This is a genomic window from Rathayibacter sp. AY1F9, from assembly GCF_002932155.1.
Lineage (GTDB): Bacteria > Actinomycetota > Actinomycetes > Actinomycetales > Microbacteriaceae > Rathayibacter.
Window position 1 is genome coordinate 1 of the sequence record NZ_PSVA01000001.1, and the last position, 17,910, is coordinate 17,910.

Below are 17,910 nucleotides of genomic sequence, written 5' to 3' on the forward strand. Positions count from 1 at the left end.
TCAAACTCTCCGTAAAAAAATTACGACCCCCAACCCCGAAGAGAAGGAGAGTCAAGTTTGACCTCTAGCAAATAAGACATCTCTCCGACCCGAAAGCCGTAAGCTGACATCAATTTCCAAAGGAATCCCAACCCGATCCGAAGATCAAGGCCGGGGTATAAAATTGGCATTGAACATAGTGCACGCTGTTGAGTTCTCAAGAATCGGACACATCCCGCCTCCACACCAGAACGGTGCTTCACAACGAAAGTGATCGAAGTTTGCTGTACGAGGGCGTGAGCCACTCGATTTGTCTTGCTTGCCGAGACCGGTTACGCTTGTCAGAACCGAAGTCCCGATCGCCTCAGTGGCAACTCGACTAACTTAGCACATCCGCAGGCCGTGTCAAGTCCGGCTTCTCCGTGGTGTTCGCTGCACGATCGAGGACCGCACCGCTGCACCGGGCTCGGCCGTGAGGCCTTGCAACGAAGCCGGGACCGTGTCCCGTGGAGGCTTTGCATCTTACGCTCGCGATCCCGCAGTCTTCAAGAGACGAATCTCTAACAGGCCTGGGAGCGAGGGGATGGTCCCCGCTTGAGGTGGGCCAGCTGGTCTCGACGCTCTGCGCCTGACTCCCGCTTGCCGCTCCTTTGGGGTGACGAGGAGTTACATTACGTCGGGCCTCGGCCGAGCGGCAAATCGCCTGCGTCCCGGGCGTGTCGCGATTCAAGGGCTCTGCGTCGCTGAGTGTCCGACTCGGTACCCGACACCGGCTACCGGACACCGGCTACCGGCTACCGGCTGCCGGCTGCCGGCTACCGGCTACCGGCTACCGGCTACCGGCTACCGGCTACCGGCTACCGGCTACCGGCTACCGGCTACCGGCTACCGGCTACCGGCTACCGGCTACCGGACACCGGACACCGAGCTGATGAGACCGCCGACGCCGTCATCATCCGCGTCCGCTCGAGGAGAGCGGGCACGCGGTCAGCGGACGAAGGCCCCGGCGAAGCTCTTCCTGCCGCGACGGAGGACGGCGATCCCATCGATCAACGGGAGCTCGCCGAGCGTGACGGTCTCGGACGGGAGGGCGGTGTTGTTCACCGAGAGCCCTCCCTGAGCGAGTGCCCGTCGCCCCTCCCCCGTGCTGGCGACGAGTCCGGTCTCGACGAACGCCTGCAGCGCCGGCGTCTCCGGTGTCGCCTCCATCGAGGGCACCGCCTCGAGCGCGCCACGGAGGATGACCGGGTCGATCCCCTCGAGCGAGCCCTTGCCGAAGAGCGCGGCCGAGGCGTCGATCACCGACCGCGTCGCCTCCGCTCCGTGCACCAGCGACGTGACCTCCCAGGCGAGCGCGCGCTGCGCCTCCCGGCGGAACGGCTCGTCGGCGGCGGCCTTCTCCAGGCGCTCGATCTCCGTGCGCGGCAGGAAGGTGAAGATCCGCAGGCGGTCGGCGACGTCGCGGTCGTCCGTGTTGACCCAGAACTGGTAGAACGCGTACGGGCTGGTGAGCTCGGAGTCGAGCCAGACGGCGTTGCCCTCGCTCTTGCCGAACTTGGTGCCGTCGGAGTTCATCACCAGCGGTGTGCCGATCGCGTGGACCGACACGCCCTCCGCGCGGTGGATCAGGTCGGTCCCGCTCGTCAGGTTGCCCCACTGGTCGCTGCCGCCGGTCTGCAGGACGCACCCGTACTGCCGGTAGAGCTCCAGGTAGTCGAGACCCTGCAGGATCTGGTAGCTGAACTCGGTGTAGCTGATCCCCGCGTCGGAGTTGAGGCGGGCGCTGACCGCGTCCTTCTTGAGCATCGTCCCTACGCGGAAGTGCTTCCCGATCTCCCGCAGGAAGTCGATCGCCGACAGCGGAGCGGTCCAGTCGAGGTTGTTGACCAGGCGCAGCCCGTTGTCGCCGCCCGCGGGAACGAACCGGGACACCTGCGCCTGGAGGCGCTCGACCCACGCCGTCACCGTCTCGCGCGAGTTCAGCGTCCGCTCGGCCGTCGGACGCGGATCCCCGATCAGCCCGGTCGAGCCGCCGACGAGCCCGAGCGGCCGATGCCCGGCCAGCTGGAGCCGGCGCATGACGATCAGCTGCACCAGGTTCCCGAGGTGGAGGCTGGGCGCGGTCGGGTCGAACCCGCAGTAGTAGGTGATCGGCTCCCCCGACAGCAGCTCGCGCAACGCTCCCGCATCGGTCGACACGTGCACCGAGCCTCGCCAGACCAGCTCGTCCCACACGGAGTCGAAGGCGGGGTCGAGCTGCGGGCTCGTCGCGGACCCGGGGAGGTGCTGGTCGATCACCCGACCAGGCTACCGCGGCGGGAAGGAGCCGGTCTCCGGGAGTCAAGCGCACAGGCTTGATCCCGGGCGATCAAGTGCCGATACTTGATCGAGGAGGTCCGATGTTCGTCATCACCGCGGATCAGCGCGACAGCAGGCACGACCACGACCGCGTGGACCAGGCGATCGCGAGCCTGATCGACGACGGTCGGGCGACGTTCGTCCTGCCCCCGGAGCGGACGGCGGGCGACGAGTTCCAATGCGTGCTCGACCGGGCCGATGCCGTCGTCGCGCTCGTGCTCGAGCTGCACCGGACCGGCCACTGGAGCATCGGCCTCGGGATCGGCCCCGTCGACCGGCCACTCCCCGCGACCACGAGAGCGGCGACCGGGGAGGCGTACTTCGCGGCGCGCCGGGCGGTCGAGACGGCGAAGGGCCGGCCGACGCGCTTCTCCCTCGATCCGGACGCACCGGGAACGGCGGCGCCGGCACCGGCGGACGTCCAGGCGCTGATCGATCCGCTCCTCCTGCTGCGCGACGCGCGCTCCGAGGCCGGCTGGCAGATCGTCGACCTGCTCGAGAGCGGCCTCTCCCAGAAGGATGCGGCCGAGCGCCTCGCCGTCAGCCCGCAGGCGGTCAGCCTCCGGGTCCGCGCGGCGAGTGCTCGAGTCGACGCTCCCGCCCGTGACGCGCTCGCGCGCCTGCTGACGGTGGTCGACCGTACGCTCGACCCCACCGACGAGAGGACACCCCGATGACGGCACCCCCCGGATCCCCCGCCCTGCTCCTCGCCTCCGCGCTGCAGTCCGCCTCGTGGACGGGCGTGGTGCTCGTGCTGCTCGCCGGACTCGCCGGTGCGGTGCTCGCCGTGCGCCTTCGCCGTCCGCAGCTCGCCTGGATCCCCCTCGTGGCGGCGGCCGCCGCCTTCCTGCTCACGGCGGTCGCCGGACCGTCCGCGCCCCCGATCCACTCCGTCCTGGTGGCGGTGCTGGCCTTCGCGCTGGCGATCGCGGGCGGCGGGCCGGTCGTGCTGCTCACCCTCCGGCTCGCGACGGCCGACTCCCGCAGCGGCAGCCACGGCGGCATCATGGTCGCCGGAACCTCCCGCCCCGCCGCCGGGAGCGCGCCCTCGGCGATCGGCCAGCCGATCGAGGTGCTGCGCGGGGGGACGACGATCGGGGTCCTCGAGCGGATCGCGACGGCCGGCGCACTGATGAGCGGTCTCCCCGAGGGGATCGCGGTCGTGGTGGCGATCAAGGGCGTCGGCCGCTTCAGCGAGCTCGCCTCCCCGGAGGCGCGCGAGCGGTTCATCATCGGCACGCTGGCGAGCCTCGCCTGGGCGGCGGCTCTCGGCGTTCTCGCCCGGCTCTACCTCGCGGGCTGAGCTCCGGGCCGCCGCCGGGGCACTGCTCTCCGGTAGGGCGAGACGGTGGGGTCGCCCGGGATGCTGAAGCGCCACGGGAAGTCGTCCCCGCCGCCCGGGCCCGAGACGCCGGTGCGCGGGCCCGCCGCCACGGAGGACGGCCTCTCCCCCGGCAGCAGCTCGAACGCCGCCTCGAGTGGGTCGCCCGACTCGGTGAGACGGACTCCGAGGGCCTTCGCCAGCCGTGCGGGTCCGCGGGCCAGATCCCGGCTGCGAACGGGTCCGCGCCGGATCATCGCGAGATCCTCCCCCGATACGACCTCGCCGGCGCGCAGCAGCACCGCCGACGCCGTGCCCGCCGGGGAGCAGACGATGTTCACGCAGGTGTGCATCCCGTAGGTGAAGTACGCGTACACGGACCCGGGCGGACCGAACATGGGAGCCGTCCGGGGTGTCGGTCCGCGGTGCGCATGCGAGCCCGGATCCTCACCGGTTCCGAGGTACGCCTCGACCTCGGTCAGCCGGACGCCGACCACGCCCTCCGGCGTGCGGTGCAGGAGGACGCGGCCGAGCAGCTCCGGTGCCACCTCGAGGGCCGAGCGCGCGAGGTCGGGGAGGTCGGCGCTCAGAAGAAGCTCTGGCCCGACACGAGGGTGATCACGATCACCGCGACGATGACGACTGCGGCGACGAGCACCAGAGTCCGCTGCTGCCAGGGGCGCAGCGGCGGACGGCCGTCGTCGCCCGGCGCTCCTCGAAGAGTCACGGGCGTTCCCCTCGGAGGGATCCGCGCACGACCCGGACGCGCTCGGTCAGCCGGGCGAGCTGCTCCGCGACGCGGTCGGGAGCCGTGCCGCCGACACCGTCCCGGCTCGCCACCGATCCCTCGATGCTGAGGACCGACCGCACGTCTGGAGTGAGCAGCGGCGACACCGAGGCGAGCGCGGCGTCGTCGAGATCCTCGAGCCCCCTCCCCTGCGACTCCGCCAGCTTGACCAGCTCACCGGTGATCTCGTGGGCGTCCCGGAAGGGCACGTGCTTCTTCACGAGCCACTCGGCCACGTCGGTCGCGAGGGAGAAGCCCTGGGGCGCGAGCTCCGCCATCCGGTCGGTGTGGAAGGTGAGGGTCGCGATCATGCCGGTGAACGCGGGCAGCAGGACCTCGAGGGTCGTCACCGAGTCGAAGACCGGCTCCTTGTCCTCCTGCAGGTCGCGGTTGTAGGCGAGCGGCAGCGCCTTGAGGGTCGCGAGCAGCCCGGTGAGGTTGCCGATCAGCCGGCCGGACTTCCCCCGGGCGAGCTCGGCGATGTCGGGGTTCTTCTTCTGCGGCATGATCGAGGACCCGGTCGAGTAGCCGTCGTCGAGCGTGACGAAGGCGAACTCCCGCGTGTTCCAGAGGATGACCTCCTCCGCGATGCGCGAGACGTCGATCCCGATCATGGCGCTGACGAAGGCGAACTCGGCGACGAGGTCGCGGCTGGCCGTCCCGTCGATCGAGTTCGGCACGCTCGACGCGAAGCCGAGATCGCGGGCGACCGCCTCGGCGTCCAGGCCGAGGGTCGAGCCGGCGAGGGCGCCCGAGCCGTAGGGCGAGACGTCCGCCCGGACGGCCCAGTCCCGCAGGCGCTCCAGATCGCGCAGCAGCGCCCAGCCGTGGGCGAGCAGATGGTGCGCGAGGAGCACGGGCTGAGCGTGCTGGAGGTGTGTGCGCCCGGGCATGATCGCCGTCGGGTGCGCCGACGCCTGCGCGGCGAGGGCGTCGATGAGCTGCACCACCAGCTCCGAGACGAGCGCCGCGTGGTCGCGGAGGTACATCCGGACGAAGGTGGCGATCTGGTCGTTGCGCGAGCGCCCCGCGCGGAGCTTGCCGCCGAGCTCGGGACCGGCTTCGAGCATCAGGCCGCGCTCGAGGGCGCCGTGCACGTCCTCGTCGGATTCGTCGGCGGCGAAGCTCCCGTCGGCGACGGCAGCCTCGAGCCGGTCGAGCGCCGCGAGCATCGCGGTGAGCTCGGCGTCGTCGAGGTAGCCCGCTCCGGCGAGCGCTCGGGCGTGGGCGCGGGAGCCGGCGAGGTCGTAGGGGGCGAGCTGCCAGTCGAAGTGGGTCGACCTCGAGAGCGCCGCGAGCTCGGGCGAGGGGCCGCCGGCGAAGCGGCCGCCCCAGAGGGCTCCGGCCTCGCCCGCGCGGGCGGAGGGTCGTTCCGTCATGGTTCTCCTCGGGTTCGGCTGTCGAGTCTACTGAGCCGCGTCGGCGGTGCCGGCGCGCTCCAGGAGCCACACGAGCAGGGCCTTCTGCGCGTGCAGGCGGTTCTCCGCCTCATCCCAGATCACGCTCTGCGGGCCGTCGATCACGTCGGCGGTCACCTCGTAGCCGCGATCCGCGGGCAGGCAGTGCAGGAACAGCGCGTCGGGAGCGGCAGCGGCCATCGTGGCCGCGTCGACCCGGTAGGCGCCGAAGGTCGCGACGCGCGCCGCCTTCTCGTCCTCCTTGCCCATCGACACCCACGTGTCCGTGATCACGATGTCGGAGCCGGCCGCGCCCTCGTCGGGGTCGGTCGTGGTGATCGCCGATCCGCCGGTGGTCGCGGCGATGCGCTGCGCATCGGCCAGGACCGCCGCGTCCGGCGAGTACGACTCCGGGGAGACGATGCGGACGTGCATGCCGGCCGTGGCCCCCGCCAGGAGGTACGAGTGCGCCATGTTGCTCGCCCCGTCGCCGAAGAACGTGAGCGTGAGGCCGGCGAGGCGACCGCGGTGCTCGCGGATGGTCAGCAGGTCGGCGAGGAGCTGGCACGGGTGGAACTCGTCCGAGAGCGCGTTGACGACCGGCACGCGCGTGCTGCGCGCCATCTCCTCCAGGCCCGACTGCGCGTAGGTGCGCCACACGATGGCGGCGACCTGGCGCTCCAGAACCCGCGCCGTGTCGGAGGCGGTCTCCTTGCCGCCGAGCTGGCTGCTCGCGGTCGAGATGATCAGGGGGCTTCCGCCGAGATCGGCGATGCCGACCGCGAAGGAGACGCGGGTGCGCGTGGAGGACTTGTCGAAGATCACGGCGACGGTCTGCGGCCCGGCGAGGGGCTTCCGGGAGAAGCGGTCGCGCTTGAGCTCGAGGGCGAGGTCGAGGATCTCGGCCTGCTCGGCGGGAGTGATGTCGTCGTCGCGGAGGAAGTGGCGGGTCACGATGCTGGTCGCTTTCGGTGGAGGTACGGGGTCAGAGGGTCTGCAGTGCGCGGCCGAAGCGCTCGGCGAACTCGGCGACGTCGGCGGCGGTCACCACGAGCGGAGGCGCGAGCCGGATGCTCGAGTCGTTCGCCGCGTTCACGATCAGGCCGGCGTCGAGGCAGGCGGCGGCGAGCTCGGCGGCGACCGGCCGGGTCAGGGCGATGCCCAGGAGGAGGCCCGCGCCGCGGACCCCTCCGATCAGGGGCGAGTCGAGAGCGGTCAGCGCGTCGACGATCTGCGCCCCGCGCTCCCGCGCGTTGCCGAGAAGGTCGGCGCGCTCGATCTCGGCGAGCACGGCTCCGGCCACGGCGGTCGCGAGCGGATTGCCGCCGAAGGTGCTGCCGTGGTGGCCCTTCTGCAGGAGGTCGGACGCCTCGCCGAAGGTCACCAGCGCTCCGACGGGGAAGCCTCCGCCGAGCCCCTTGGCCAGGGTGACGGCGTCGGGCAGGATCCCCGCCTCCTGGTAGGCGAACCAGCGTCCGGTCCGCCCGACCCCGGTCTGGATCTCGTCGACGATGAGCAGCGCGCCGTGCTCGCGGGTGAGCTCCCGCGCGCGCTCGAGGTAGCCGGCCGGCAGCGGGATGACGCCCGCCTCCCCCTGGATGGGCTCGACGATCAGCGCGGCGACGGACTCGTCGAGAGCCGCCTCGAGGGCCTCGATGCTCGCCTCGAGGTGCTCGACCCCTCCCGGCATCGGCTCGAACGGCGCGCGCATGGCCGCCTTGCCGGTCAGAGCGAGCGCGCCCATCGTCCGCCCGTGGAACGCGTTCTGCAGCGCCACGACGCGGTGCCGGCCGCCGGCCGCGTTCAGCCGCGCCAGCTTGAAGGCCGCCTCGTTGGCCTCGGTGCCCGAGTTGGCGAAGTAGACGCGGCCCGTCTCCCCGGCCCCGGTGAGGCGGCGCAGGGTCTCGGCGAGCTCGATCTGCGGGGCGGTCGCGAAGTAGTTGGAGACGTGGGCGAGCGCACCGGCCTGGCGCGTCACGGCCTCGACGAACACGGGATGCGCATGGCCGAGCGAGTTGACGGCGATGCCGCCGAGGAAGTCGAGGTACTCCCGCCCGTCGACGTCCCAGACCCGGCAGCCCTCGCCGCGCTCGAGCACGGCGAGCGGCGGCGCGAAGGTCTGCATCATCGCGGCGGAGTAGCGGTCGCGCGCCGAGACGGTGCGGGACGCGGTCGTGGGGATGGACATGGTGGCCTTTCGATCGGAGCGGTCCGGCCGCGAGGGCCGACGGTGCGCGCGTCCCGGACGGGACGGGCGCTCGGAGCCGGGGCCGCTGAGGATCAGCGGCCCGACATTCGCTCCCGGTCGCGGGGGTCGAGCGAGGCGACGACCTCGGTGCCGATGCCCTCCGAGGTGAACACCTCGAGCAGGATCGAGTGCGGGATGCGGCCGTCGATGATGGCGGCCTTGGGCACTCCCCCGCGCACGGCGTCGAGGCAGGCGGTCATCTTGGGGATCATGCCCGATTCGAGCGAGGGCAGCAGAGCCGCGAGGTCGTCCGAGCGGATGTGCGAGACGAGCGACTCGCGGTCGGGCCAGTCGGAGTAGAGGCCGGCCACGTCGGTGAGGACGACGAGCTTCTCGGCGCCGAGCGCGACGGCCAGCGCGGCGGCGGCGGCGTCGGCGTTGACGTTCAGCGACTGCGTGGGGTCGTCCGAGTCGGGGGCGATCGAGGACACGACCGGGATCCGGCCGGCCTCGAGCTGAGCGAGGACGGCGGCGGGATCCACGGCGATCACGTCTCCGACGAGTCCGAGGTCGTGCTCCTCGCCGTCGATCACGACACCGCGGCGGCGGCCGACGAAGAGGCCCGCGTCCTCACCGGAGATACCGGCGGCGAGGGGGCCGTGCTCGTTGATCCGGCGGACGATGTCGCGGCTGATGCTGCCGGTGAGCACCATCCGCACCACCTCCATCGCCTCGGGGCTCGTGACCCGGTAGCCGCCCCGGAACTCGCTCTCGATCCCGAGCCGGTCGAGCATCCGCGAGATCTGGGGCCCACCGCCGTGGACGACCACGGGGCGGATCCCGGCGTAGCGCAGGTAGACCATGTCCTGGGCGAAGGAGCGCTGCAGCTCCTCCGACACCATCGCGTTGCCGCCGAACTTGATCACCATCGTGCGCCCGTGGAAGCTCTGCAGCCAGGGCAGCGACTCGATGAGCGCCGCGGCCTTCCCGGGCGCGGCGTCGCGCTCGGCGCGGCTCTCGGCCGAGAGAGTGGTGTCGTCGCTCATGGCCGCCTCAGCTCGAGTACGCGGAGTTCTCGTGCACGTAGTCGTGCGTGAGGTCGTTGGTCCAGATCGTGGCCGTCGCGTCGCCGGCGTGCAGGTCGATGTCGACGGCGACCTCCCGAGGGGCGAGGTCGACGAGGTCGCGGCTCTCGTGCGGCTCGCCCGCGAGGCAGACCTGCACCCCGTTCATCGCGACGTCGATGCCGTACGGGTCGAACTGCGCATCGGTCGTGCCCACGGCGGCGAGGACGCGGCCCCAGTTGGGATCCTTGCCGAAGATCGCGGCCTTGAACAGGTTGCTGCGGGAGACGGCGCGGGCGACGACCACGGCCTCGTCCTCGGTCGCGGCGTTCAGCACGCGGATCGCGACGTCGTGGGCGGCGCCCTCCGCATCCGCCTGCAGCTGCAGGGTGAGGTCGCGGCAGACCGCGGTCAGGGCCGCGGTGAACTCGTCGGCGTCGGTCTCGACGCCGCTGGCGCCGCTCGCGAGCAGTGCGACGGTGTCGTTCGTCGACATGCAGCCGTCCGAGTCGAGGCGGTCGAAGGTGACGCGGGTCGCGGCACGCAGGGCGGTGTCGAGAGCGGCGGACTCGAGGGCCGCGTCGGTCGTGATCACGACCAGCATCGTCGCCAGACCCGGCGCGAGCATCCCGGCGCCCTTGGCCATGCCGCCGATGCTCCAGCCCTGCTCGGAACGGACCACCGCCTGCTTCGGGACCGTGTCGGTGGTCATGATCGCGCGGGCGGCCGCCTCGCCCGCCTCGGGTCCCCCGGCGAGCTCGGCGGAGGCGCCGGTCACGCCGGCGGTGAGCTTCGCGAGGTCGAGCTGGTCGCCGATCAGCCCGGTGGAGCACACCAGCACGTCGCCGGCGGACACCTCGAGGCTCTCGCCCACGAGCTCCGCGGTGCGGTGGGTGACCTGGAAGCCCTGAGCACCCGTGTAGCAGTTGGCGCCGCCGGAGTTGAGGACGATCGCCGAGACGACGCCGTCGCGCATCACCTGCTCGCTCCAGAGGACGGGGTTCGCCTTGCAGCGGTTGCTCGTGAAGACCGCGGCGGCGCTCTGCAGCGGGCCGAGGTTCTGCACGAGCGCGACGTCGCGCGCTCCGGTCGACTTCAGCCCGGCGACGACTCCGGCCGCCCGGAACCCTGCTGCTGCGGTGACGCTCACGGCGCGACTCCGTTCACGCTCAGGCCGAGGGACTCCGGGAGTCCCAGGGCGATGTTGGTGGACTGGACGGCCGCGCCCGCGGTGCCCTTGACCAGGTTGTCGATGGCCGAGACGACCACGACGCGGCGGGCCCGCTCGTCCACGGCGAGTCCGATCAGAGCGGTGTTCGCCCCCACCACGTCGGCCGTCCGGGGGAAGGAGCCCTCCGGGAGCAGCTGGACGAAGGTCTCGTCGCCGTAGGCGGTCTCCCACGCGGCGCGCACGTCCTGCGCGGAGACGCCGGGAGCGAGGCGCGCGGTCGAGGTCGCCAGGATGCCCCGGGGCATCGGCACGAGGACCGGGGTGAACGAGATCGAGACGGGTCCGGCTCCGGCGAGCAGGAGGTTCTGCCGGATCTCGGGATTGTGGCGGTGCGCTCCGCCGAGGCCGTAGGCGTGCGCGGAGCCGAGGAGCTCGCTGGCGAGGAGGTCGATCCGCAGGCTCTTGCCCGCACCCGAGGGTCCGACGGCGAGGACCGCGACGAGGTCCGACGACTCGATCACTCCGGCGTGCAGGCCGGGGGCCAGGCCGAGCGTGATCGCCGTGACGTTGCAGCCGGGGACGGCGATGCGCCGCACTCCGGCGAGCGCCTCGCGCTGCTTGCGTCCGCCGCCGCCGATCAGCAGCTCCGGGAGCCCGTAGGGCCAGGCCCCGGCGAAGTCGCCCCCGTAGAAGTCGGCCCAGTCCTGCGGGTCGGTCAAGCGGTGGTCGGCGCCGCAGTCGACGACGAGGACGTCCTCGGGCAGGGTCGCGGTGATCTCGCCCGACTTCCCGTGCGGGAGGGCGAGGAAGACGACGTCGTGCCCGGCGAGGTTCCCGGTCGTCGTGTCGACGAGGACGAGGTCGCGGAGCGAGCGGAGGTGCGGGTGCACGGCGATGAGGGGCTGACCCGCGTTGGCGTGCGCCGTCACCGTGCGCACCTCGAACTCGGGGTGGTCGGCGAGCAGTCGCAGCAGCTCGCCGCCCGCGTAGCCGCTCGCACCGGCCACCGCCACGGAGAAAGTCATGCCCGAGAGCCTAGCCGGTGCGGGTGCGGGGCCCCGCCCGGCCGAGCCGGACGGGACCCCCGGCCTCACTCGCGGAGTCGGACACCGAAGCGCTCCGCCGCCACGGCCACGCCGTTCTCCTTCGCGGCCGTCGCCTCGGCCGCGGTGAGCGTGCGGTCCGGCGCGCGGAAGCGCAGCGCGAACGTCAGCGACTTCGTCCCCTCGGCGAGCCCGGTGCCGCGGTAGTCGTCGACCAGGCGGATCGCCTCGAGCAGCTCGCCCGCCCCCTCGGCGACGGCGGCGCGCACGTCGGCTGCCGCGATGCCGACCGGCACGACGAGCGAGAGGTCCTGGGTCGCGGCGGGCAGCGCGCCCACCGGACGGGCCACGACGACCCTCCCGGCCCGCGCGAGCAGCGGCTCGAGGTCGAGCTCGACCACGGCGACGCGGCGCGGGAGGTCGAGCTCCTCGGCGAGCGCCGGGAGCAGCTCCCCCGCGTGCCCGATGACCGCGCCGTCGAGCACGACCTCGGCGGTGCGGCCCGGGTGCAGCGCGGCGTGGGCCCCCTGGCGCAGCACGAGCTCGGTGCCGGTCGCTGCGGCGACCTCGCGGACCACGTCGAGGGCGTCGCGCCAGTCGACGTCACGCCCGGCGACACCGGGCTGGCGCACGACGGCGGCACCCGTGAGCAGCGCCGCGAGGTGCCGCGGCTGCGGCGGAATGCCCGCGTTCAGCTCGGCCTCGACCTCCGCGGACGGACGCGTCCCGCCCGCAGGGAGCGCCCCCGAGCCGAACGGGCGGCCGGCAACCGGGAGGAAGACGGAGCCGAGCTCGTAGACCGCGAGATCCGTCAGGCCGCGCGAGCGGTTGCGGGCCGCGACCTGCACGAGACCCGGCAGCAGAGAGATCCGCAGCTGGCCCGCGGTCGCGTCGAGCGGGTTGGCGAGCGTGATCTGCTCCTGCGGCTCCCCGTCGACCGAGCCGAGCCGGTCGTTGATCGAGCGCGAGAGGAACGGGTACGAGAGCACCTCGGTCAGACCCGCGGCGGCGAGCGCCTGGGCGAGGGTGCGGCGCAGCCGCTGGCCCGGGGTCAGCCCGCGGCCGGGAGGCGCCACGGGCAGGATCGCCGGGATGCGGTCGTACCCGGTGATGCGGGCGACCTCCTCCGCGAGCGAGGCGCGGTCGACGAGGTCGGGGCGCCAGCTCGGCGGAGTCACCAGCAGGCCCGCTCCGCCGGCCTCGACGGAGGCGCCGATCTCGACGAGCGCGCCGCGGATCTCCTCCGGGGTGTACTCCACGCCGATGAGGCCTGCGACGTAGCCGTCCGGCAGCTCGACCGGCTCCGCCGTGCGCGGGTCGGCCAGGACCGAGCCGAGCTCGTCCGCCGTGCCGCCGGCGAGCTCCACGAGCAGCTGCACCGCGCGGGCCGCGGCGACCGAGGCCACCTCGGGGTCGACGCCGCGCTCGAAGCGCCGCGACGCCTCGCTCGGCAGCTTGTGCCGGCGAGCCGTCCGGGCGATCGAGACCGGGTCGAAGTTCGCCGCCTCGAGCAGGACGTCGGACGTGGCGTCCGAGATCTCGGTGCGCGCGCCCCCCATCACTCCGGCGAGGCCGATCGCCCCGCCGTCGTCGGCGATGACGAGGTCCTCCGCGTGCAGGCGCCGGGTCTGGCCGTCGAGCGTCTCGAGGGTCTCCCCCGGTGCGGCGCGGCGCACCACGATGCCGCCCTGCAGGGTCGCCAGGTCGTAGCCGTGCAGCGGCTGGCCCAGCTCGAACATCACGTAGTTGGTGATGTCCACGACGAGCGAGATCGAGCGGACGCCGGCCAGTCGCAGTCGCGCGAGCATCCACGGCGGCGTCGGTCGTGAGACGTCGACGCCCCGAACGACGCGCGTGACGAACACGGAGGCGCCGACACGGCCGCGGATCGGCGCCTCGTCGGCCACGGACACGGGGAAGACGGGGGCCGTCTCCGTGCGCTCGTGCGGAGGGAGCGCCCGAGCGGGGTCGCGGAAGGCGGCTCCGGTGGCGTGGGCGTACTCGCGGGCGATGCCGCGGATCGAGAAGGCGTAGCCGCGGTCGGGCGTCACGTTGACCTCGACCGCGGCGTCGTCGAGACCGAGGAGCGCGACGGCGTCCGTGCCCGGCTCCGGGTCGAGCCCGAGCGAGGCGAGGCGGAGGATGCCGTCGTGGTCGTCCCCGAGGCCGAGCTCGCGGCTCGAGGCGATCATCCCGTCGGACACGTGCCCGTAGGTCTTCCGCGCGGAGATCGGGAACGGCCCGGGCAGGACCGCGCCCGGCAGTGACACGACGACCTTGTCGCCGGCCGCGAAGTTGTGGGCTCCGCAGACGATGCCGCGGACGTCCTCTCCGCCGTCGGCGGCACGCCCGCCCTCCGGGGCCACGCGGACGTGGCACCAGTTGATGGTCTTGCCGTTCTTCTGCGGCTCCGGAGCGAGGTCGAGCACCTCGCCGACGACGACGGGGCCGGTCACCTCGAAGCGGTGGACGTCCTCCTCCTCCAGGCCGACCGACACCAGGGCCGCGTGCACGGACTCCGTCGTGACGTCCTGCTCGAGGTCGACGTACTCCCCCAGCCAGCTCAGCGGGATGCGCATCAGATCACCATCCCGTACTGCTCGCTGAAGCGGACGTCGCCCTCGACCATGTCGCGCATGTCCTTCACGTCGTTGCGGAACATCAGGGTCCGCTCGATCCCCATGCCGAAGGCGAACCCGGAGTACTCCTCCGGGTCGATCCCGGCCGCGCGCAGCACGTTCGGATTGACCATGCCGCAGCCGCCCCACTCGATCCAGCGGGCACCGCCGACGAAGGTCGGGTGCCAGACGTCCAGCTCGGCGCTGGGCTCGGTGAAGGGGAAGTAGTTCGGGCGCAGGCGAATGCGCGCGTCGTCGCCGAAGAGGATCCGCGCGACGTGCTCGAGGGTGCCCCGCAGGTGCGCCATGGTCAGGCCGCGGTCGACGGCGAGACCCTCGAACTGCGTGAACACGGGCGTGTGCGTCGCATCGAGCTCGTCGGTGCGGTACACCCGTCCGGGAGCGATCACGTAGAGCGGCAGCGGGCGCTCGAGCATCGAGCGGATCTGCACCGGCGAGGTGTGCGTGCGCAGCACCAGGTGCGAGTCGACGGGGTCGACGAAGAAGGTGTCCTGCATGGCTCGGGCCGGGTGGTCCTCGTCGAAGTTCAGGGCGTCGAAGTTGAACCACTCGTTCTCGAGCTCCGGCCCCTCCGCGATCTCCCAGCCCATCCCGACGAACACGTCGGCGATCGACTCCTGGAGCAGCGAGAGGGGGTGGCGGGCGCCGCGGCGCACGAAGCTGGCACCGGCGGTGACGTCCACGCGCTCGGCCTCGAGCGCGGCCGCGTCCTCGGCCTCGACGAGCTCGGCCTCGCGGGCGGCGTAGGCGTCGCCCACCTGCTTGCGGGCACCGCCGACGAGCTTGCCGGACGCCGCCTTGTGCTCGGGCGGGACGGAGCGCATCCGCGCGTTGAGGCGGGCGAGGGCGGACCCCTCGCCGAGGTGGGCGGCTCGGGCGGACTTCAGAGCGGCGGAGTCGCCCGCCGCGCCGATGGCGGCGAGGGCGTCGGCGACCGCCGCGGAGACGGCCTCATCGGTGATCGGGTTGCTGTCTGACACGATCCCCCAGTGTAGGCGAGGGCCTCCGCCCCCTCCCGCCGCCCGCGCGCGGTGCTCGTCGCGCTCGCCCGCGGCCAGGCCACCGTCTGCGCCGACGGCCCTCGAAGCCCCGCCGCCGGCGCTGCTCGACCAGCAGGGGCGGGGTTCTCGCTACGCCGGGGTCGGAGGCTGCTCGACCGGCAGGAGGGGGGGCACCGCCGGGCGGGAGGACGAGAAGACGCCCGGATCGATCGCGACTCCCCGATCACCACCGCCTCCGCGTCGACGACGCCGGAGCGGAGCACCACCGCTCGATGCGCTGAGCGATCGCCGGACCCTCGAGGCGAACGGAGGAATCGCGTGCGAGCGATTCCTCCTAGCCGGACGCAGGACGCTCTGCGGAACCCGACCCCGTCAGGAAGCCGACCGCGGTGAGGATCGCCCTCGGGCGATCCTCACAGTTCAATCCTGCACAGCGATCAGCTGCGTGTCCGTCTGCGCGCGGGCTGCGGGGTGGCCGCCGATGGTGCGGCCGCCGCGTCCGCCGCTCTTCGTGCGGATCTCGATCCACTTCGCCAGCCCCGAGAGGAGGAGGCAGATGCCGATGTAGATCGCTCCGATGACGATCGCCGCCGGGATGATCGGGCTGTCGAGGCTCGACTGGTTGCCCAGGTAGCGCGCGTAGTACAGCAGCTCGTTGTAGGTGATGATCGAGCCGAGCGCCGTGTCCTTGAGGGCGACGACGAGCTGGGCGATGATCACGGGCAGCATCGAGCGGATCGCCTGGGGGAACAGGATGAGCCGCATCACGCCGGACTTGCGCAGGCCGATCGCGTAGCCCGCCTCCTTCTGTCCTCGCGGGAGGGCTTCGATGCCGGCGCGGAAGATCTCGGAGAAGACGGAGCCGTTGTAGAGGGTCAGGGCGATGACGACGGCGAGGTAGGGGCTGAGCTTGAGGCCAGCGAACGGCAGGCCGTAGTACATCAGCATCATCAGGATCAGGACGGGGATCGCCCGGAACAGCTCGATGAAGAGCGTGACGGGGACGTTGATCCAGCGCCGGTCCGAGAGCCGGCCGATCGCCAGGAGGAGGCCGAGGACGAGGCTGGCGACGCCCGCCGTGGCGAAGGCCGCGAGCGTGCGGCCGAGGGCGCCGCCGATGCTCTGCCAGACCAGCGGGTAGCCGAACGCGCGCCACTTGGAGGCGTCGAACTGGCCGGACTCCGCGAAGCGCCAGACCACGAAGCCGAGGAACGCCGCGATCAGCAGGACGACGACGACGCCGATGACGCGGTTGCGCACGACGGCCCGGGGGCCGGGGTTGTCGAAGAGGACGGAGCTCATCGGGCGACCCTCCACTTCTTCTCGAGCTGACGTTGGACGAGCGAGAGCAGGGTGACCAGGACCACGAAGACCAGGGCCACCCAGAGGACGACGATGAGGCTGTTCTCGCCGCGCTCGTTGAGCACGCGGACGATGGTGCCCGCCTCCGCGACCGAGAAGCCGGCGGCGACGGTGGTGTTCTTCAGCAGCGCGATCAGGACGCTCATGAGCGGCGGGATCACGGAGCGGAAGGCCTGGGGCAGGACGACCTGCGTCATCGTGAGGCCGAAGTCGAGGCCGATCGCGCGGGCCGCCTCGGCCTGGCCGATCGGCACGGTGTTGATGCCCGACCGCAGCACCTCCGCGACGTAGGTCGCGGTGTAGAGGCTGAGGGCGCAGATCGCCAGGTTCGTGTAGTCCACCTGCGGCAGGTCGAGCTTGGGGTAGCCGAAGGCGAAGAAGAACATCACCAGCGTGAGCGGGGTGTTCCGGATGGTGTTCACGTACACCGTGCCGACCGCGCGGGCGATCGGGACGGGCGAGACGCGCATCGCGCCGACCACCGTGCCGATCAGCAGGGCGAACACGAGCGAGACGCTGAAGAGGATCAGGGTGTTGCCGAAGGCCGGGACGTAGACGTCGAGGTTGTTCAACAGGACATCCATGCGGCTGGCCCTTCTGTCGGAGCGGTGGTGGTGGTCGAGGAGAGGGGACCCCCGGGCGGCGGTCGGGCCGCCCGGGGCGCCTCCTAGTAGTCGTTCACCGCCGGCTGGGTGACGGTCGTGCCGGACTGGCCGAGCGTCTCGTCGTAGATGGCGCTCCAGGTCTCGCCGCCGTCGGTCAGCATGCCGTTGACGAAGTGGCGCAGGGCGTCGTCGTCCTTCGGCAGGCCGATTCCGTACAGCTCGGTGCTGAAGGGCTCGCCGACGACCTTGAGCTCGTCGGGCCGCTGAGCGGCGTAGCCGATCAGGATCGCGCCGTCGGTGGTGACGGCGTCGACGGTGCCGTCGGCGAGGGCGTCCACGCACTGCGAGTACGTGTCGAACTCCTCGGTCTTCACCTCGGGGTAGTTGGTGCGGATGTTCTGGATCGGGGTGGAGCCGGTGGCCGAGCACACCGTGGTGTCGGCGGTGAGGTCGTCCGGTCCGGTGATCGTGTCGTTGTCGGCCGCGACGAGCAGCTGCTGGCCGGTCTCGAAGTAGGGTCCGGCGAAGCCGACCTGCTCCTTGCGCTTGTCGGTGATCGAGTAGGTGCCGACGTAGTAGTCGATGTCGCCGTTCACGATCGACGCCTCGCGGTTGGCCGACGGGATCGCCTTGAACTCGATGGCGTCGGCCGCGAAGCCGAGCGAGGCGGCGGTCCACTTCGCGATCTCGATGTCGAACCCGGAGCGCTCGCCGGTCGCCGCGTCGAGGTAGCCCAGCCCGGGCTGATCCTCCTTGACGCCGATGACGACCTTGCCGTCCGCGGTCATCGCGTCGAAGGTCGGGCTGCCCTCGAGAGTGACGTCGGAGGCGACCTCGTACGCGGAGGTCCCTCCCTCGGAGCCTCCACCGGCGCCGCCGCCGGCGGTTCCGGAGTCGCCGGAGCAGCCGGCGAGGGCGAGGGTCGCTGCTGCGAGTCCCGCGGTCATGAACATGAGCCTGGTGCGCATGATCGTCCTTCCTGGGGTTCGGCCCGC

General features: G+C 72.0%; 16 protein-coding genes. 2 read left to right on the top strand and 14 right to left on the bottom strand.

Annotated elements, in window-relative coordinates:
* Window positions 1–966 precede the first annotated feature (966 nt).
* On the bottom strand, window positions 967–2,277 hold the full coding sequence (tyrS, locus tag C5C37_RS00010) for a tyrosine--tRNA ligase (RefSeq protein WP_104338226.1): 1,311 nt from the start codon (window positions 2,275–2,277) through the stop codon (window positions 967–969).
* 101 nt (window positions 2,278–2,378) lie between these two features.
* On the opposite strand from tyrS, the gene C5C37_RS00015 reads away from it, so the two are divergent.
* Together C5C37_RS00015 and C5C37_RS00020 are read left to right on the top strand one after the other, a co-directional pair.
* Window positions 2,379–3,014, top strand: coding sequence for a DNA-binding protein (locus tag C5C37_RS00015; RefSeq protein ID WP_104338227.1), 636 nt, complete (start codon window positions 2,379–2,381; stop codon window positions 3,012–3,014).
* On the top strand, window positions 3,011–3,640 hold the full coding sequence (locus C5C37_RS00020; RefSeq protein WP_258059401.1) for a hypothetical protein: 630 nt from the start codon (window positions 3,011–3,013) through the stop codon (window positions 3,638–3,640). The genes C5C37_RS00015 and C5C37_RS00020 overlap by 4 nt, the downstream gene beginning before the upstream one ends.
* On the opposite strand, the gene C5C37_RS00025 is transcribed toward C5C37_RS00020, so the two are convergent.
* From C5C37_RS00025 to C5C37_RS00080, 13 genes are all read right to left on the bottom strand, one after another.
* Window positions 3,625–4,248, bottom strand: coding sequence for a DNA-3-methyladenine glycosylase (locus C5C37_RS00025; RefSeq protein WP_104226321.1), 624 nt, complete (start codon window positions 4,246–4,248; stop codon window positions 3,625–3,627). The genes C5C37_RS00020 and C5C37_RS00025 overlap by 16 nt on opposite strands.
* Entirely contained in the window at window positions 4,245–4,385 is a 141-nt protein-coding gene (locus C5C37_RS17290; RefSeq protein ID WP_160034127.1) for a hypothetical protein, read from the bottom strand. The genes C5C37_RS00025 and C5C37_RS17290 overlap by 4 nt, the downstream gene beginning before the upstream one ends.
* On the bottom strand, window positions 4,382–5,824 hold the full coding sequence (gene argH / locus C5C37_RS00030; protein WP_104338228.1) for an argininosuccinate lyase: 1,443 nt from the start codon (window positions 5,822–5,824) through the stop codon (window positions 4,382–4,384). Before argH ends, C5C37_RS17290 begins: the two co-directional genes overlap by 4 nt.
* Window positions 5,825–5,851: 27 nt before the next feature.
* A complete protein-coding gene (gene argF, locus C5C37_RS00035) occupies window positions 5,852–6,796 on the bottom strand; it encodes an ornithine carbamoyltransferase (protein ID WP_104226319.1) in 945 nt (314 codons plus the stop codon).
* Window positions 6,797–6,827: 31 nt separating this feature from the next.
* On the bottom strand, window positions 6,828–8,030 hold the full coding sequence (locus C5C37_RS00040; RefSeq protein ID WP_104337600.1) for an acetylornithine transaminase: 1,203 nt from the start codon (window positions 8,028–8,030) through the stop codon (window positions 6,828–6,830).
* Between the two features lie 92 nt (window positions 8,031–8,122).
* Window positions 8,123–9,076: an acetylglutamate kinase gene (gene argB / locus C5C37_RS00045; RefSeq protein ID WP_104338229.1), complete on the bottom strand. Its 954-nt coding sequence runs from the start codon at window positions 9,074–9,076 to the stop codon at window positions 8,123–8,125.
* A 7-nt stretch (window positions 9,077–9,083) separates the two neighbouring features.
* Window positions 9,084–10,244, bottom strand: coding sequence for a bifunctional glutamate N-acetyltransferase/amino-acid acetyltransferase ArgJ (gene argJ / locus C5C37_RS00050; RefSeq protein WP_104338230.1), 1,161 nt, complete (start codon window positions 10,242–10,244; stop codon window positions 9,084–9,086).
* The gene (gene argC, locus C5C37_RS00055; protein ID WP_104338231.1) at window positions 10,241–11,290 is read right to left on the bottom strand and encodes an N-acetyl-gamma-glutamyl-phosphate reductase; all 1,050 of its coding nucleotides are present in this window, start codon (window positions 11,288–11,290) and stop codon (window positions 10,241–10,243) included. Before argC ends, argJ begins: the two co-directional genes overlap by 4 nt.
* A gap of 65 nt (window positions 11,291–11,355) precedes the next feature.
* Complete coding sequence (pheT, locus tag C5C37_RS00060; RefSeq protein WP_104297449.1) at window positions 11,356–13,887, bottom strand: phenylalanine--tRNA ligase subunit beta; 2,532 nt, start codon at window positions 13,885–13,887, stop codon at window positions 11,356–11,358.
* Window positions 13,887–14,927 carry a phenylalanine--tRNA ligase subunit alpha gene (gene pheS, locus C5C37_RS00065; protein ID WP_104272763.1) on the bottom strand — a complete coding sequence of 347 codons (1,041 nt, stop codon included), beginning with the start codon at window positions 14,925–14,927 and terminating at the stop codon, window positions 13,887–13,889. Before pheS ends, pheT begins: the two co-directional genes overlap by 1 nt.
* Window positions 14,928–15,368: 441 nt before the next feature.
* Window positions 15,369–16,250, bottom strand: coding sequence for an amino acid ABC transporter permease (locus C5C37_RS00070; protein WP_104224492.1), 882 nt, complete (start codon window positions 16,248–16,250; stop codon window positions 15,369–15,371).
* Window positions 16,247–16,894 (bottom strand): amino acid ABC transporter permease, encoded by a 648-nt coding sequence (locus C5C37_RS00075; protein ID WP_104224491.1) that lies wholly within the window; start codon window positions 16,892–16,894, stop codon window positions 16,247–16,249. Before C5C37_RS00075 ends, C5C37_RS00070 begins: the two co-directional genes overlap by 4 nt.
* A gap of 83 nt (window positions 16,895–16,977) precedes the next feature.
* Window positions 16,978–17,883: a glutamate ABC transporter substrate-binding protein gene (locus tag C5C37_RS00080; protein ID WP_181073455.1), complete on the bottom strand. Its 906-nt coding sequence runs from the start codon at window positions 17,881–17,883 to the stop codon at window positions 16,978–16,980.
* Between the last annotated feature and the right edge of the window lie 27 nt (window positions 17,884–17,910).